The following is a 16,121-nucleotide window of genomic DNA, read 5'->3' on the forward strand; positions in this document are numbered from 1 at the left end:
GGATATGAGCGTTAATCTTCTCTTAATCGGGGCAAATGAAGCAACGACGCAAGAGCTAGTGTCTTTGGTCGATGCCACCTTATCGACGACGGCGGTGTATCAAAAAGCTACATTAAGTAACTATCAAAATTTCGACGTTCAACAATTTGATTTGGTGGTCTGCTTTACCAATCGTTACGACGAAATGGTTAAAAAATACGGCAAAGAGATCGTCGTGGCGGTCGAATTTGTTCCTCCGACCGATTTTTTCGTTGCGGTGAGCCGTATCCAAGCGGGCGAAGAGGTCGTGATTTTCAATAACAGCACTTCCGGAGCGAACGTATTATTAAAATTTTTAAAATTCTACAAACTCGACCACGTCACGTATCGAATCGTTGCGTTTGAAGAGTGCACGGAGAGCGAAACGAAAGAGGCGTTAAGTCGGGCACGCTACATTATCGGAACGGACGGTTACGTCTCAAGCGGAAAAGCACTTTACAGTAAATACCAACACTACCTTCTTCCTGACGTCGTCGTGATTCCGAGTCCTCCGCGTTCGGCGACGGCGGAGAGCGTCAGTGCTTTAGCGCAAGTCGTTACGGCGATCAATAACGATAAAGCGCTTAAAGAGGCTCGGGATATTTCGCACAAATTGGCGGAGCAGACCAAGGAGATTTCGGGCATTATCCAAAGTGCGTCCCAATCAATCGAAGATACCGCCAATACGATCGTCGTCGTCAACGATAAATTGGCGGCCGAAGTCAAAAACGTGCAAGTCACGAACGGCATGGCAAAAGATTTGAGTTCGGCGGTCGAGCAAATCGGTACGATTACCACCGCAATCAAATACATCGCGAGCGAAACCAACCTTTTAGCCCTCAATGCCACCATCGAAGCCGCACGCGCGGGAGATCACGGACGCGGTTTTGCGGTGGTTGCGAGCGAAGTACGCAAGCTTTCCGATCAGAGCAACAAATCGACCGATAATATTCGCGTTTTTATTATGGACGTGCAAAAAGTGGTCGATCAGATCGTTCCGGCGTTGCAAAAAACCGTGGACGAGATTATTAAGACGCAAGCCGAAGTCGAGCGCATCAGCATCGCCGCGCAAGAAGAGAGCAAAGCGATGAATGAGATTATTCAAAAACTTCAAGTTATCGTCAACGTTTCGCAAGAGCTCAATACCGCGGAAAATAAAAGTTTTTCGAGAGCTTAACTTTGAAATTTCCCCAGTTCGTTTTTAAGGCTTTCGGTCATCCCGTGAAGGTGTTCGGAAGCCTGAGAGACGTTTTTGATACTTTGTACGTTTTCGTGTGAAAGCGTGTTGATCTTATCGATTTCTTCAACCATCTTCTTGACTTTTTGAGCATTGTCGATAAAGCGTCCGACCGATTCTTTAGTATGGTCGATCGTTTCAGCGATGATAGTATCGATATAGCCCATACCTCCTTGAAGCTTTTGGGAAACTTCGGCTAAACGGTGAACTTCTTGCGTGTTGGACGCGATATCGCCGTTGGCGTCCAAGATCGACTGAACGACGACGTTAATCGTCGCGTCGATTTCGACAAGGCTTTTTTGCGTACGCTCGGCTAGCTTTCGCACTTCATCGGCAACGACGGCAAAACCGCGTCCGTGCTCTCCCGCACGTGCGGCTTCGATGGCGGCATTGAGGGCTAAAAGATTGGTTTGATCGGCTATATCTTTGATGATAATCAGCACGTCTTTGATCTCATGGGTATTTTTACTGACGGCTTCAAGCTTTTGTGCCAAATAGTACTCTTTCTCAACGGTCGTTTTCATCGTCTCTTCGAGTTGTTCGACATGAAGCTTAACGTCTTGAATGTCGTGTTGCGTTTGCGTCAGCTTCTTTTTCGACTCTTGCGCTAAATCGACGGAATTTTCCAACGTTTTTGAAATGATTTCGCCGTCGTGTTTCGTTTGCGCGATAATCGACGATTCGGTGGCGACGTTGTGTAAGACGGCTTGTGCGGTGCGTGAGAGTTCCTGCGAAATCGAAGCATTTTCATGGCTGATGGATTTGGACGTCGTTACGATGTCGTGTAGCTTTTCGATAAACGTATTGATGTGTATCGTTACCTCCGCAAACTCGTCTTTTCCTTTCACTTCCAGTCGTTGGCGTAAATCCGCATCGTTGCTTGAAAGCGCGGACGCAATCGTTCCCAACCTGCTTAACGGGCGTAAAAGTGCTTGCGTCGTTATCACGATGATGACGAGGGAAACGCACAGCATAAGCGTTGCGATGATCAGAAGCTTTTGAACTTGCGCGTTTAAAAAGGTATAGGAGTTGGCTTTGTCGTAAGCGATGCCGATACGCCAGCCGCTTTTTTCAGACGTTGCGTAAGCGTACAATTTTTCTTTTCCTTCAAAAGAATAATCGGCGATACCCTCTTTTTGCTCTCCCAATTGTGCGCTTAACGAAGGTGCGATACTCTCAAGTGCGACGCCTAAATGCTTGGGATTCGGATGTGCCGCGATAATGCCTTTGGTATCTTGCAAAATGCCGTAACCGCCCTCAAAATCGATATGCGAAAGGGCATGCGTGAGGTTCTCGAGTAAAATATCCGTACCGATGACGCCGACGAATTTTTTCGTATCGTCAAAAATCGGGCTCATCACGGTGACCATCAAGCGCGTATCGGTTGCACCGCGGTAAACGTCGCTGATAGCGGTTTTTTGCGTCTGTTTGACGTGGAGATACCACGGGCGTTTTCGAGGGTCGTACCCTTGCGGACGTTGTTTTTCGCTTCCCCAAACCATATCGCCGTTCTCAAAGCCGACGTAGGTGTCAAGCGCACCGATGGTTTTAGTCGTTTCTTGAAGTTTTTGCACCATTTGATGGTAGCTAATGAGATCAATGTCGTGAAAAAAACGTGCGGCACTTTCGACGTCGTTTTGCTTCGTGGCGATCAGAAGATCGATATAGTCGGTAAACGAGCGAGCCGTAGAGTGCAGACTCGACGTGATCTGGCGAATACTGTTTTTTTTGGTGTCTTGGTAGCTAAAAAGCCCGAAAGAAAAGAGACATACGGCTATGAGTAGTGAGACGACAAGCATAATTTTCGTTTTAAATCGCACGGACAACCTATCCTTTGGAAAGCAAAATCGACGTTCATTGTAACTTCAAACGACTACGATTTTATTACATGTAACAATCTTTTTAGGCGGACGTTAGAGGAGATTTGCTATGATAGATTGATATTTACCACGAGGAAACAGAAGCGTGTTAGGACTCCAAGAACGCATAAAAGAAAAAATTTTAGTCATCGATGGTGCGATGGGCACACAGATACAAGCTTTACAGATTGCGCCTGAACTTTGGGAGGGCAAAGAGGGATGTAATGAGCTTTTGAACGTTACATGTAAAGATGCCATTTCAAAAATTCATCGCGGTTATTTGCTTGCAGGCGCGGACATCATCAAGACCAACACCTTTGGTGCATTGCCGTGGGTTTTGGAGGATTACGGCATCGGTGAGAGAGCCTATGAACTTGTCCGCGCGGGCGTTGCTATCGTTAAAGAGGCGTGTGCGGATTTTGAAACGCCCCAAAAACCCCGCTTTACCGCCGCGGCGTTTGGTCCGGGAACCAAGCTTCCCTCTTTAGGGCATATCGGTTACGATGAGATGTATCAGGGCTACAAAGAGGCGGCACGCGGAGCCGTGGACGGCGGGGCAGATCTTTTTCTTATCGAAACGGCACAAGATCCGCTTCAAATCAAAGCCGCCCTTCACGCCATTTTTGATGCTCAAAAATCTTTACATGTAAAGCTTCCCGTGATGGTTTCGGTCACTATTGAACTTAGCGGAACGATGCTTATTGGCACCGACGCAACCACGATAGCGGCGATCTTAGAACCCTTTGACATCTTAAGTCTGGGTTTTAACTGCGGTACAGGACCTGAGCAGGTTGAAAAGCATGTCAAAACGCTGAGTTCCGTTTGGAGCAAACCCATCAGTGTGCATGCCAACGCGGGACTTCCGCAAAACCGCGGAGGGTACACGTTTTATCCGATGGGACCTCGCGAATTTGCCGAGCTTCAAGAAAAGTTTACCGACATCGCGGGTGTGGCGATCTTGGGAGGGTGTTGCGGTACGACGCCACAACACATTTTAGAGCTCTCCAAACGCGTGGAGGGCAAAAAACCGCTTCCTCCTACAGGAAGCATGCCTCGCTCCATCGCATCGCTTTTTGAAACCAGAGCACTCAAACAAGACCCCGCACCCTTTTTGATCGGTGAGCGAAGCAATGCTACAGGGTCTAAAGCGTTTCGTGAGCTTTTATTGGCGGAAGATTACGATGGAACACTGAGTGTCGCGCAACAACAAGTACGCAGTGGCGCACATGGCATCGACGTCAGTGTCGGCTTTGCAGGACGTGACGAGATCAAAGATACGAAAGAGGTGATGGGGCGTTACGTGCAAAAGATTCTTTTGCCCCTCATGCCCGATACCACGCAACTCCCCTCACTGGAATGTGCGCTTAAGCTCATTGGTGGAAAGCCCATCATCAACTCAGTCAATCTTGAAGACGGCATCGAAAAGTTTGACAAAGTCTGCTCTCTAGCCAAACGTTTTGGTGCGGCGCTCGTGTGCCTGAGCATCGACGAGCAAGGTATGGCGAAAAGTAAAGCACAAAAGGTGGCGATCGCCGAGCGTATTTACGAGCTTGCGACCACACGATACGGCATTCACCCTGAAGACTTGGTATTTGACCTTCTTACCTTTACCGTGGGCAGTGGCGACGCGGAGTACCACACCGCGGCGATTGAGACCATCGAGGCGATTCGCGAGTTTCACGCGATGCATCCCGAAGTGGGCTTCGTACTCGGCGTTTCAAACATTTCGTTTGGTTTAGCCAAACACGCCCGTGAATACCTAAACTCCGTCTTTTTACACCACTGTGTCGAAGCCGGTCTTAGCATGGCGATCGTGAACGTTAAAAACACACTTCCGATGCACAAGATCAGCGACGTGGATAAAAAAGTGTGCGAAGACCTGCTCTTCAACTACCGTGAAGAGGGCGACCCACTTTTTAAATTTATCGCGCATTTTGAGGGCGTGGTGGAGAACAAAGACGAGAGTGACACGGCGTACCTTGCGATGAGCACGCACGAGAAGATTTCGACGCTTTTGATCGATGGCGATAAAGAGCGCATGTTAGCTCTTTTACCCACGGCTAAAGAGGAACTGCCAGCTGAGCTTATCGTCAATGAGATTTTGATCGATGCGATGAAAGTGGTCGGCGAGCTTTTTGGAAGCGGGAAAATGCAACTGCCTTTTGTTTTGCAATCGGCGGAAGTGATGAAGGCTTCGGTCGATTATCTGCAACCTTTTTTACCCAAAACTGAAAAAAACACAACCACAACGCTCATCATCGGAACGGTCAAAGGCGATGTGCATGACGTGGGTAAAAACTTGGTCGACATCATCTTAAGCAACAACGGTTTTAAAGTCGTCAACATCGGCATCAAAGCCGAGCTTGAACAGTTTTTGCAAGCGCTAAAAGAGCATAATGCCGATGCGATCGGTATGAGCGGGCTTTTGGTAAAGTCCACGAATGTCATGAAAGAAAACCTTGAAGCGATGCAAAAAATGGGCATCAAAATTCCCGTGATCTTAGGCGGCGCGGCACTGACGGACAATTTTGTGGAAGAGTTTTGCCGCCCGATTTACGATGGACCGATTTATTACTGTAAAGACGCATTTGAGGGCATAACGGCGATGAGCCGCATCGAAGCGAAAAACTACGACACCTCGTTTAGCCGTGTTGTCTTGGAAAACAGCGTCAATCGCGCCACCAAAGAAGCCAAACCTATGCCTCCGTTTCATGAGCTTAAAATGCCAAGTCGTGACATCAAAATCCCGACACCACCATTTTGGGGCAGACGGGTTTTAAAGACCGATGTCAAAGAGTTAGCCTATTCGTGGATCAACCATAAAATCCTTTTCGCACAGCGTTGGGGCTACAGCGGAAAAGGGCAAAGTAAAGAAGCGAAGCAAAAGCAGCTTGATGAGGTACTTTACCCGACTTATGAGCGTGTTAAAGCGGACATCGAGCGGCTTGGGCTGTTTGAGCCGACACTCATCTACGGCTATTTTCCTGCACGTTCACTGGAGAACAAGCTTTACTTGTTTAATGAGAGCGAGGGCTATTTTAGCGAGGAACAAGTGTGTCGTGAGAGCATCGAAGTAGCGAGCAAGCGTGCCATCAAAGTCTTTGACTTTCCGCGCCAAAATCGCACTCCGTACCGTGCTTTAAGCGACTTTATTTCTCCTTCTCGTCACGATGTTTTGGCGTTGACGTGCGTGAGTGCGGGAGCGAAATTTTCAGCGTATGAAAAAGAGCTTTACGATGCGGGCAATTTTACCGAATACTTTTTCGTACACGGGCTGGGCGTGGAACTCGCCGAAGCGTTGGCGGAGATCGTGCATAAACAGATACGACTTGATCTTGGCATCGCCGAGCATGAGGGGCATAGCTTGCGTGATGTGCAGATGAAACGCTACCACGGATGTCGCTACTCATTTGGCTACCCCGCGTGCCCTGCCTTGGAAGATACCAGAGTCATTTTCGATCTTTTAAAGCCTGAGGAATTTGGCATTGAATTAAGCGAGACGTACCAAATCCACCCCGAACAAAGTACGACGGCGATCGTGATGCACCATAAAGAAGCACTTTACTTCAACGTGTAAGAGGAGTTTTCATGGCAAAAGTGGTGATATTTTCAGGAGCAGGTATCAGCGCGGAGAGTGGACTCTCCACCTTTCGCGACGCGGATGGGCTGTGGGAAAAGTACCGCATCGAGGAGATCTGTACGGCCGGCTGTTTGAGCTGGAACCGTGAAAACACTCTGGCATTTTACGATGCAAGGCGCGAACAATTAAGCGCGGTTGAACCCAATGCCGCGCACCATGCCATCGCCAAACTACAAGAAAAATTCCCCAAAGACATCGCCATCATCACCCAAAATGTGGACGATCTGTTCGAGAGAGCAGGGTGCAAAGACGTTTTGCACTTGCACGGTTTTTTGCCCAGACTTCGCTGTGAAGCATGTGGAGCAACCCAGATTATCGGCTACACCAAGCAAGATCGAACTTTTACATGTAAAAACTGTGGAGGCTCCTTTCGCCCCGACATCGTCTTCTTCGGCGAAGCCGCTCCGATGTATGAACACCTTTATGATGCGATGCAAGATTGTGAGTTTTTAGCCATCATCGGCTCAAGCGGAAACGTCGTCGCGATGGATCATTTCGCTTTACATGTAAAGGTTTCCATTTTGAATAATCTTGAGCGAAGTGATGCGATCAATGAGCGGGTTTATAGCAAAGTGTTGTATAAAAAAGCGACTGAAGCGGTGGATGAGATTGTGGCGGATGTGGAGAGGTTTTTAAGGTATGATCAAAACTAAAGTTTTATGTGTAAAAGCATAACCGTAAAAAAGAAAAGGTATCGGATATTTGCGATACCTTGTTGTGAATTTATCATGAATTTTTTGAATGATAAAAGTATAAATAGCCTAATCCCAAAGGTGCAATAAAGATAGCCAGTGTCCAACAAATCATCATGGAAATAATTTTGAGCGTTAATAATAAAATCATGTTAACAAAGAAGACATTGTTGCCGAATATATAACCGACGACGCTTTCATAGACAAAACGGGCATAAGGGTATAAAAAGGTATTTAATACGGCAGAAAAAATAAATCCGAAAGAAAAATGTTTAAAACCGTTTGATAATGCAGAAACGAAAACAATTGCGATGACGATACCGAATATAAAATGCCTTACGTAATATGCCGTATTCAAGCCTTTAAATGTTTTGTTGATAAAATCTTGCATCCTTTTCTTCCTTGTGATAGTATTGGTAACGACAGTGTAATAAAAAATACCCAATAATAATCTTACATGTAACTCAAGAGAAAATGGAGTATGTACTCAACTTTTACTTTTTTACCAATATTTCCTAAAACTCATACACCTCTTCGAGGATAACAAAGGTGTCAGGCTACTTTAAATCATTATCTAGCTAAAGTTTTATAGTTTTGCCTCAATAATTTTCATACACTGCTCTTTAAACTTCGGCAAAATATGCCTGATAATCCACTCAATAATAGCAAGATTCACACCTTCGTAATCATGTGCGATGTAATTTCTCACATCGTAAATGCCTTTGAGATCATCGGTTTCAAAATATTCAAGAAAGGTATTGTTAGAAGATTTTTTGATTTTGTCGAATTGTTCGGCGATGGACGTAAGGTGCATCAAAATAGCGGGGCGATAAGTCGTTAAGTCGTGTAAAGCGTTGGTAATAGAACCAGTATTTGTGACAATTTCTTCAATGTATTCTATTTTTTCAAGAATGAGATAGATTTTGCTAATGCTCTCTTTAGACATAAATCGTTCTATCAATAATAAATTTTTGAGCAGTTTTTCCCATGCCTGTTTTATCAGCCAAATCAACGGAAACGCCAAAAATAGAACTCATCTCTTTTTTGATTTCTTCGATGCGCTCAATTGACTTGATACCGTAACGCTCGACAAAGGAAGGTTTGGCTTCGATGAGAATGTCGATGTCACTTGTCTCATCTGCTTCATCACGAGCGTATGAGCCAAATAAGCCCTCTATAACGAAGCCCTCAGGTAGATAATGGTTTTTCATGCTTTTAAGCTGTTGAAGAATGGTTTCTTTTTTCATAAAAAAATTATAGCGAAGATTGAGCGCTTTGTGAATTGTATATTAAGAAGTACGTGGGTATAGCTTGTTTTGGGATTAACTCTTCTAAAACGCATACACCTCTTCGAGTAGAGACATATACCAAAAGAGAGTGCTTCTTTTGAATCTAAGAGATTTTACATGTAAAAAGAAAATCATAAATAATTTGACTCTATGTTATAATCACATCAAAACCAAAGGAGGATGTATGACAAAGCAACACATACTTGATTATCTTTCCATGCATAAACCTGAGTTTCAAAAAAAATACGGTGTGGAAGAGATCGGTTTGTTTGGCTCGTATGCACGCGATGAAGCCAAAGACGATAGTGATGTCGATATTTTTGTGAGTATGCAAGCAAAATTTGACAACGTGATGGGTTTAAAATATGACCTTGAAACCTCCTTGCAAAAAAAAGTCGATTTGATGACGAAACATAAATACATGAAACCTTTTTTGCTTCAGATGATTACGAAAGATGTGATATATGTCTGATCGAACCTTAATGGTATTATCAACGCTTGAAGATATCGACATGTCTATCGATATGGTCATCGAGCGATTTAAAGCCATTAAAACGGTAGATGATTTTCTTTCCAGCGCCGAGAACATCGAAAAATTAGACAGTATCGCCATGCGTTTATTGGCGATTGGTGAAGGTTTAAAAAACATTGACAAATTGACCGATGGGCAACTACTACCACGTTATCCAAGCATTGAATGGAAAAATATCAAAGGACTTAGAGATGTGTTATCGCATCATTATTTTGATATTAACGCTGAAATATTGTTCGATGTATGCTCTTCCAAACTCGGTGAATTATCGAGAGTTATCAAACTAATGAGCAAAGATTTAAAGGTTTGAACTCTTTTAAAACACTCAATATCTTAAAATGCCTTGCCTCGTAAAAAGGGTCAAAGTTAAAAGTTTAACTCTATAAATGCTAGGAATAAATTTTGCTTTTTTTTACTAAAAAGCAGGAATCATAGCATGATTCGTTCTTCGACCAACGCCGTTACTGCTTCATATGCTACACCGTCTAAAAGTGTTAAGGTGACTGACCCTCAAACAGGCGTTGAGCATATTGCGTATTATGGATATGCTATCAAGCGAATCATTGAAACCGACATCAACGTATGGGTTTATGCAGGCATTAGCGCAAACGTATGATCCTAGCTCTATGAGTGAAGACGATTTATCAGCAATGGCGGACGCTAACTCAGGAAGGTTTTTTGCAAACTTCTGATGCTGAAAAAATGAAACTAAGCTACAACGATTTGTCTCAATCGCTTCATTTAACAGATACAAAAATAGAGAGTAATCAAACCGTTGATTTGTTGTCACTTTACAAAGATATGCAGTCAAAACTTAGTGACAATCAAACGACGCAAGCCAATATTTTGGCGACGAAGATTGACGCATTGCAAACATTGGAAAATATACAAGCGAATCGTCCAACTGATATTCATGCCGAAAAAGTCTCTTTAACTTCACTGTGGAGCTAAAAGAGCGTTTGTGCTTTTACATGTAAGGCAAAATCATCAATAATCTTATTTTACGTTATAATCGTGTGAAATAAAAAAGCAATTTTAAGTGCGTTACATGTAAAGGATAGAGAATGAAATTTCGAAAAATCATAGTAGCTTTTTTGGCAACACTGAGTGTCGTTTTTGCGTCGGAGGGTTGGAATCTGGACGATTTACACCCCAAAACAAATGAAACCGATCGAGCTTTTCGTAGTCGTCTTTTTCTTTTAGATAGAGCAATCATCGGCAGAGCCGTTGTTGAGAGTTATAATGAGGCGGAAGGTGTTTTAAATGTCAAAATCGACATTGAAAAGAATCTAGCACAAAACGTATTGGACAGTGATTCGATTGTGAAGAACGTATGGCATATCGAAACCTCAAAAGAAGAAGCCAATCGCTTATTAGCCGAAGCAAAGTCTTATGATATTACGGGAAGAGTGCAAGCGGATTCAAGCGGCAATGCGTTGATCTACAATATGATGTTACAACACTATCTTATTTACAGACTTTTTCCTTTTGAAAACGACATCAAGAACAGGTTTATTTTTGAAGACGGTATAACCTTAACGAAAAAAAATAAAGAAATAAAATACGTTAACAAAAACGGCGATCTTATAACGGAGTCTCAATTTGAAGACGGGCATGCTTTTTATAAGGGAACGGCTTTGGTCAAACAAAACGGCAAATGGGGATTGATCGATAAAAGCGGACATTTTGTTATTCCTGCAAAGTATGAGCAAGCGTATCGTTCGTTTCATGAAGATATAGTTGCTGTTAAGGAAGAGGGCAAGTGGGGTTTTATTGACCGATCGGCACGGTGGGTGATAGAGCCTAAATTTGAAAACGGCGGTTTTTTTGAATACGGTAGGGCGTTCATTGAAGAGAATAAAAAAGTCGGTATAATTGATAAACAAGGCAATTGGGTGGTAGAGCCTAAATTCGAGAGAGTTGCTTTTTTTATGGATTCGCCCATTACCAGCGCACGTGAAAATGGAAAAACCGGACTGATCAATACGGAGGGGCAATGGGTACTTGAGCCTCGTTTTGATGATCTTACGGCAGTTTGTTATGTGAATCATACTATTTCGCCGGCAAAAAAAGATGGAAAATACGGGCTGATCGATAAACAAGGCAATTGGGTAATGGAGCCTAAATTTCAATGGATAGGTTGTTTTAAAAGAGGTTTAGCCTTGGTAAGAGACAATTTAAAAGAGGGTATTATCGATGAAAGCGGTGCATACATTCTCAAACCTATTTTTGATAAGATCGATTTTATAACGGACACGACTCCTGAAATTATCGGTGTTGAGAAAGATAAAAAACATGGCTTCATCGATCGAAACGGTCAATGGATCATCGAGCCTAAATTTAAACGCTTACACTTTTTAACACCCGACGGAATAGCCGTCGCTTCGGAAGACGGAAAACGCTATGGGCTTATTAACCGCAATGCTGAGTGGGTAGTTGAGCCTAAATTTGATGAAATTAATCCATTTTCAGACGGTATCGCCGAAGCAAAAGTCGATGATAAATGGGGCTATATCGATACAAAAGGACATTGGGTCATTACGCCTAAAAAACTCTATATCATTAAATAAAAACCTTTACATGTAAGCGTTACATCGGAGTTTTGAAGTGATTTTTTGACATGTTCTTCTAACGTTTAAGGCAATGATCGCCAAGAGTACGATGAAGTGCCGATAGGTTGTTTCGGCACTTTTCGAAATTTTATGATGCGAGTTCGATCGATACGTGTACCAACTCTTCATGAATGGAAAGTCCGTGTTTGACCTGCTCGATGCTCAGGGGTGTTTGAGCGCACAGTGTGAGAATGCAGCCGTATTTGCCTTTGCCGACTTGCCATACATGTAAATCTTTAATCGAGATTTTTTCTTCTAAAGCATTGATAACGTCGATGATTTCTTGAACGATCGGTTCGTCCATCGTTGCGTCTAAGAGTATTTTCCCCGATTGTTTGATGAGCCCTACCGCCCATATGAAAACCAAGACCGAACCGACGATTCCCATCACCGGATCAAGCCAATTTGCACCCCATAGCATACCGCCTAAAAGTGCGACAATCGCCAAAACCGACGTCAAGGCATCGGCGAGAACGTGAAGGTAGGCGGCTTTAAGGTTCATATCGTGACGGTGATGATGTTCATGGTGATCGTGTCCGTGGTGATGATCGTCTTTGAGCAGCCATGCGCATATAAGATTGACGATCAGCCCGAAAACGGCTATAACGATTGCTTCTTGGTAAGCGATTTGTACCGGATTGAAAAGACGTTCGATCGAATGGTACGCCATAAAAAAAGCGACGACTAGCAGTAAAATTGCACTGGTATAACCGCCTAGCACTTCTATTTTATACGTTCCGAAATTGAAGCGAAAATCGTGTGCGTATTTGGTTGCCATAACATATGCCGTAAATGCCATACCGAGTGCTAAGGCATGCGAACTCATATGCCATCCGTCCGCTAAAAGTGCCATCGAGTTAAAATAAAGGCCGCCGACGATTTCAAAGACCATCATCGTAAACGTCAATAGCGTGGCATAAAGCGTGTTCTTCTGGGCAATCGGATTTGACGCATCGAAATTGTGTGAATGTGCAAGACTTTTGAGTGATTCTAGCGTGTTCATTTTAGACCTTTTTAAAATTCTTTCAGATACTATACCCCAGTATATCTAATAAAATTCTAAAGGTCAAAAATGTCTCATACGATTGCCGATAAAGAGAAACTGCTTTTGCGGGTTAAAAAAATTAAAGGTCAATTGAGCAGTCTTGAAAAAGCTTTGGAAGACGAAAAAGAGTGTTTTAAAATACTACAACAAATCAGCGCGGCACGCGGTGCAATACACTCGTTAATGAGCGAGGTACTGGACGGGCATATCAAAGAACATCTGGGAAATCACGTCAGCGAAGCCGATAGAGAAAAAGAGATACAAAACCTTGCTTCGCTTTTAAAAACGTATTTAAAATAAGATTAGGATTGCGTTAAAAGCGTTGATTGCCGTTACATCGAAGGCACTTTGACCATATAGCCGATGCCTCGAATATTGACGATAAAATCTTCTTTTAAGTTGTTTTTGAGGCGGTTGATTTCCGCCCTGATCGTTGCGTCGTCGACGATCGTATCGGAATCTTCCCACACGTTTTCCCTGAACATATCGTAGCTACAGACAAATCCTCGATTGTGGGTTAAAAATTTGATGATTTGCAGTTGTCGTTTGGAGAGCACTTGGGGCTCTTCGTGAAAGTAGAGCGTCATCGCGTCGCAGTCGAAACTGTAAGAGGCGGAGAGTCTTTTATGATGCATCTCTTTTTTGGCGGTTTTGGAGATGCGATCGATTCGAAGATTGAGTTCTTTGAGGTGAAACGGTTTTTTGAGGTAATCAAAACAGCCCAACTCAAACGCTTTGGAAATATCTTCGATATCGATGAGCGTCGAGATAAAAATGACGGGTGTGACGTTTTTTTGCGCATGCAATATCTCTAAAATCGTTAATCCGTCAATATTGGGTACGTTAATATCGAAAATGAGCAAGTCGAACTTCTCTTTCTCCAAAATACCCAAACAAACGTTGCCGTCTCGAACGGCTTTGATCGCGTGTCCGGATGTCGTGAGGTATTGCGTGATCGATTCATTTAGGATAATATCGTCTTCTAACAGTAAAATTTTCATGCGTTCTCGATTTTAAATTGGTATGAAAAAGAGGTCACGTTCTCGTCTGAGAGCAACGTGATTTTCACATTTTCTTCCTTACAGATTCTTTTAACGAGATTGAGTCCGAGCCCAAAACCGTCTTGCGCCTGCTCTTCGCGGTAGTACTCTTCAAAGACTTTTTCGGGTTTTTGGATTTTGCGCGAATGCGATGCGATGCTGAAAAGATAACCGTCTTCTTTGACATGTACACCGACCGTGATTTTTTCGTTTTCAAACGTATATTTGATAGCATTGGTCAAATTATTGTCGATAATACGTTGTAATTTCGTATCGTTAAATAAGATGAGTGCTTGCGCGCAATCGGTTTCAAAACAAAAAACGGATTTGGCTTTATCGGCGACTTGGGCGAAAAAATCGATGCGGCAACGAACGTAATCGACTAAATCGATCGGACGTTTGGCGTAGTGAATTTGGTCTTGTTTGATGAGGTAACTGAGATCGTCGTACATTGAAAAGATGCTTTTGACCGCAACTTCGATATTTTCCAAATAAACGCTTTTGCCAAACTCCATTTCGTGTAGCTCGATACTGCTCATGATGATGCTTAGGGGCGTATTCATCTCGTGAACGGTGTAACGCAAAAATTGTCGGTGCGACGCGAGAAGGTTTTTGGAGTAATTCATCTGTTTTTCAAGCCGCTTGGATTGTTTATCGTAATCGCGCGCGCTTTGTTCGATCAAATGGGTCAGCGACTCAATCGTTTTGGAATAAGGAGCACTTTTTTTGGTCTCTTCTTGATCGGGGATAGGGATAAAAGCGGGCTCTAAAGATTCGCTCAGCGCCACGACGGTAAGCGTTTGATTGAGCAGTTTGTTGTGACCGTTGTGGTGAAAAAATTCCGAATAAGTAAAAAACCCCGATGTGGGAGCCGTTTTGGAAAACGATCCAATCCCCATTTTAATTAAAAACGGCATAAATCGTCTGCGTGCCATACAGGAAAAGACGTAAAACGTTTCGACGTTAATCGTATGTAAATTTTTTAAAACTTCTATGGGGTCTTTCATCAGCGATTCCGCGTCCCCAAAGCCGATTCGCACTTGATCGCCTTCTTCTAAATTGCCGCTAAAGCTGAGGCTTTCGTCTTCATGTTTCGCAATCACGGCGCGTGCCATGATAATGCCGTTTTTTTCCATAATAAGGGGAAATTCGATTCGGGAAAATTTACCTCCGAGGTATTTGTCGTAAAAAAAAGCGGCTTTCATATCGTCTATCTTATAGACGCGGTTGTTGTGAGCCTTTGTAATAGTATGCTTGAGTCCGACGGGTTTCCAGTCGAATTTATAATCGGTCGCGACATGTAAGCGGTCGGAATTCAACGAAACGCCGACGACGCCTTTGCTTAAAACGGTCGTTTGCGAGGAGATAAACGTTTGTTCAAACTTACCGTTATCGCCTGCCATACCGCCGCAAATCGGTATTGTCGCATCGTATGCTTCGACGCCTTTTAGAAACTCTTCGGCGTTCATATGCGTGCCGTCGGAGAAAAGAATCAATAATTTCGTGTTCGGCGTAATTAAATCGGAAGCCAACTTATAACCGCATTGAAACGAGTCGTCATCGAGCGAATACGCCGTTTTCAGCAACGTCTGCTCAAAAACGCTGATCGAGATAACGCTTTGTTGCGTCGTAATACGCTCTCCGTAAATTTCGCCATCAGTCGTCGTTCCGATACAGATCGCCTGCGGCAAAGCAGAGGCAAAGAGATCGACCATCTTTTGCAGGACTTCTTGCCCTTGCCCGCAAAAGAGCTGTACGAGAATATTCTGTTCGTGACGTAAAGGCGTAAAATCGATAATAGTATCGAGCGAACCCGATTCATAGCAAAAATTGTATGTTTTCAATCCGTGTCTCCTTATCGTTACCTCATTACCTTAAAATGACCCGATGGCTTTTGGAAGATAAACGCGCTCATTATAAAGTGAAAAAGATAAGGTTTTGCTTGTCACAATATCACACATCGGTCATTTTTTTATCCGGAAGAGGGTGAAATAGCCCTTTTTGCTATATTCATGCTACAGTCATAGTATATGATCTTTAGTAACAAAACTTAATAAACAAGATTAAGAAAAAACATAGCTTACGGGAGGTTAAAAAGTCATCTACATCACATGTACATTGTAAAATGTATATGCATATGGCGGGTTTAACGCGGGT

At 43.4% G+C, this 16,121-nt stretch carries 16 protein-coding genes; 9 read left to right on the top strand and 7 right to left on the bottom strand.

The features are described 5' to 3' along the window. Nucleotides 1-4: 4 nt before the first annotated feature. A complete protein-coding gene (locus UCH003_RS04795) occupies nucleotides 5-1,195 on the top strand; it encodes a methyl-accepting chemotaxis protein (protein ID WP_060825637.1) in 1,191 nt (396 codons plus the stop codon). Here UCH003_RS04795 and UCH003_RS04800 read toward each other — a convergent pair. Next, nucleotides 1,192-3,075, bottom strand: coding sequence for a methyl-accepting chemotaxis protein (locus tag UCH003_RS04800; RefSeq protein WP_060825638.1), 1,884 nt, complete (start codon nucleotides 3,073-3,075; stop codon nucleotides 1,192-1,194). The two genes, UCH003_RS04795 and UCH003_RS04800, sit on opposite strands and share 4 nt — an antisense overlap. A gap of 145 nt (nucleotides 3,076-3,220) precedes the next feature. On the opposite strand from UCH003_RS04800, the gene metH reads away from it, so the two are divergent. After that, complete coding sequence (metH, locus tag UCH003_RS04805; RefSeq protein ID WP_060825639.1) at nucleotides 3,221-6,691, top strand: methionine synthase; 3,471 nt, start codon at nucleotides 3,221-3,223, stop codon at nucleotides 6,689-6,691. 11 nt (nucleotides 6,692-6,702) lie between these two features. Continuing rightward, nucleotides 6,703-7,407, top strand: a complete 705-nt coding sequence (locus tag UCH003_RS04810; protein WP_060825640.1) for an SIR2 family NAD-dependent protein deacylase — start codon at nucleotides 6,703-6,705, stop codon at nucleotides 7,405-7,407. Between the two features lie 73 nt (nucleotides 7,408-7,480). Here UCH003_RS04810 and UCH003_RS04815 read toward each other — a convergent pair whose 3' ends face one another. The 3 genes from UCH003_RS04815 to UCH003_RS04825 all read right to left on the bottom strand — a co-directional run bounded on the left by UCH003_RS04815 (nucleotide 7,481) and on the right by UCH003_RS04825 (nucleotide 8,693). After that, on the bottom strand, nucleotides 7,481-7,837 hold the full coding sequence (locus UCH003_RS04815) for a hypothetical protein (protein WP_060825641.1): 357 nt from the start codon (nucleotides 7,835-7,837) through the stop codon (nucleotides 7,481-7,483). Nucleotides 7,838-8,032: 195 nt separating this feature from the next. Beyond that, on the bottom strand, nucleotides 8,033-8,392 hold the full coding sequence (locus UCH003_RS04820; protein ID WP_060825642.1) for a HepT-like ribonuclease domain-containing protein: 360 nt from the start codon (nucleotides 8,390-8,392) through the stop codon (nucleotides 8,033-8,035). Beyond that, nucleotides 8,385-8,693 (bottom strand): nucleotidyltransferase family protein, encoded by a 309-nt coding sequence (locus UCH003_RS04825; RefSeq protein ID WP_060825643.1) that lies wholly within the window; start codon nucleotides 8,691-8,693, stop codon nucleotides 8,385-8,387. Before UCH003_RS04825 ends, UCH003_RS04820 begins: the two co-directional genes overlap by 8 nt. Before the next feature lie 226 nt (nucleotides 8,694-8,919). Here UCH003_RS04825 and UCH003_RS04830 point away from each other — a divergent pair, with 226 nt between their 5' ends. From UCH003_RS04830 to UCH003_RS04850, 5 genes are all read left to right on the top strand, one after another. Further along, nucleotides 8,920-9,207: a nucleotidyltransferase family protein gene (locus UCH003_RS04830; protein WP_039672910.1), complete on the top strand. Its 288-nt coding sequence runs from the start codon at nucleotides 8,920-8,922 to the stop codon at nucleotides 9,205-9,207. Further along, complete coding sequence (locus UCH003_RS04835; protein ID WP_060825644.1) at nucleotides 9,200-9,577, top strand: HepT-like ribonuclease domain-containing protein; 378 nt, start codon at nucleotides 9,200-9,202, stop codon at nucleotides 9,575-9,577. The genes UCH003_RS04830 and UCH003_RS04835 overlap by 8 nt, the downstream gene beginning before the upstream one ends. 126 nt (nucleotides 9,578-9,703) lie before the next feature. Next, nucleotides 9,704-9,883 (top strand): hypothetical protein, encoded by a 180-nt coding sequence (locus UCH003_RS04840; protein WP_060825645.1) that lies wholly within the window; start codon nucleotides 9,704-9,706, stop codon nucleotides 9,881-9,883. 62 nt (nucleotides 9,884-9,945) lie between these two features. Beyond that, a complete protein-coding gene (locus UCH003_RS04845) occupies nucleotides 9,946-10,218 on the top strand; it encodes a hypothetical protein (protein ID WP_144440982.1) in 273 nt (90 codons plus the stop codon). A gap of 113 nt (nucleotides 10,219-10,331) precedes the next feature. Then, entirely contained in the window at nucleotides 10,332-11,837 is a 1,506-nt protein-coding gene (locus tag UCH003_RS04850; protein ID WP_060825647.1) for a WG repeat-containing protein, read from the top strand. Between the two features lie 130 nt (nucleotides 11,838-11,967). Here UCH003_RS04850 and dmeF read toward each other — a convergent pair whose 3' ends face one another. Then, the gene (dmeF, locus tag UCH003_RS04855) at nucleotides 11,968-12,882 is read right to left on the bottom strand and encodes a CDF family Co(II)/Ni(II) efflux transporter DmeF (RefSeq protein ID WP_060825648.1); all 915 of its coding nucleotides are present in this window, start codon (nucleotides 12,880-12,882) and stop codon (nucleotides 11,968-11,970) included. Between the two features lie 69 nt (nucleotides 12,883-12,951). Between dmeF and UCH003_RS04860 the strand changes: the two genes are divergently transcribed. Then, nucleotides 12,952-13,224 carry a metal/formaldehyde-sensitive transcriptional repressor gene (locus UCH003_RS04860; RefSeq protein WP_060825649.1) on the top strand — a complete coding sequence of 91 codons (273 nt, stop codon included), beginning with the start codon at nucleotides 12,952-12,954 and terminating at the stop codon, nucleotides 13,222-13,224. A 32-nt stretch (nucleotides 13,225-13,256) separates the two neighbouring features. Here UCH003_RS04860 and UCH003_RS04865 read toward each other — a convergent pair whose 3' ends face one another. Both UCH003_RS04865 and UCH003_RS04870 read right to left on the bottom strand, forming a co-directional pair. Then, on the bottom strand, nucleotides 13,257-13,925 hold the full coding sequence (locus UCH003_RS04865) for a response regulator transcription factor (protein WP_041963297.1): 669 nt from the start codon (nucleotides 13,923-13,925) through the stop codon (nucleotides 13,257-13,259). Continuing rightward, a complete protein-coding gene (locus UCH003_RS04870) occupies nucleotides 13,922-15,808 on the bottom strand; it encodes an FIST N-terminal domain-containing protein (protein ID WP_060825650.1) in 1,887 nt (628 codons plus the stop codon). The genes UCH003_RS04865 and UCH003_RS04870 overlap by 4 nt, the downstream gene beginning before the upstream one ends. Between the last annotated feature and the right edge of the window lie 313 nt (nucleotides 15,809-16,121).

The sequence above is a fragment of the Sulfurospirillum cavolei genome (assembly GCF_001548055.1).
GTDB lineage: Bacteria > Campylobacterota > Campylobacteria > Campylobacterales > Sulfurospirillaceae > Sulfurospirillum.

Coding starts and splice junctions, on each gene's coding strand:
- UCH003_RS04795 (WP_060825637.1), top strand. CDS start 5: ATGAGCGTTAATCTTCTCTTAATCGGGGCAAATGAAGCAACGACGCAA.
- UCH003_RS04810 (WP_060825640.1), top strand. CDS start 6,703: ATGGCAAAAGTGGTGATATTTTCAGGAGCAGGTATCAGCGCGGAGAGT.
- UCH003_RS04815 (WP_060825641.1), bottom strand. CDS start 7,837: ATGCAAGATTTTATCAACAAAACATTTAAAGGCTTGAATACGGCATAT.
- UCH003_RS04820 (WP_060825642.1), bottom strand. CDS start 8,392: ATGTCTAAAGAGAGCATTAGCAAAATCTATCTCATTCTTGAAAAAATA.
- UCH003_RS04825 (WP_060825643.1), bottom strand. CDS start 8,693: ATGAAAAAAGAAACCATTCTTCAACAGCTTAAAAGCATGAAAAACCAT.
- UCH003_RS04830 (WP_039672910.1), top strand. CDS start 8,920: ATGACAAAGCAACACATACTTGATTATCTTTCCATGCATAAACCTGAG.
- UCH003_RS04835 (WP_060825644.1), top strand. CDS start 9,200: ATGTCTGATCGAACCTTAATGGTATTATCAACGCTTGAAGATATCGAC.
- UCH003_RS04840 (WP_060825645.1), top strand. CDS start 9,704: ATGATTCGTTCTTCGACCAACGCCGTTACTGCTTCATATGCTACACCG.
- UCH003_RS04850 (WP_060825647.1), top strand. CDS start 10,332: ATGAAATTTCGAAAAATCATAGTAGCTTTTTTGGCAACACTGAGTGTC.
- dmeF (WP_060825648.1), bottom strand. CDS start 12,882: ATGAACACGCTAGAATCACTCAAAAGTCTTGCACATTCACACAATTTC.
- UCH003_RS04860 (WP_060825649.1), top strand. CDS start 12,952: ATGTCTCATACGATTGCCGATAAAGAGAAACTGCTTTTGCGGGTTAAA.
- UCH003_RS04865 (WP_041963297.1), bottom strand. CDS start 13,925: ATGAAAATTTTACTGTTAGAAGACGATATTATCCTAAATGAATCGATC.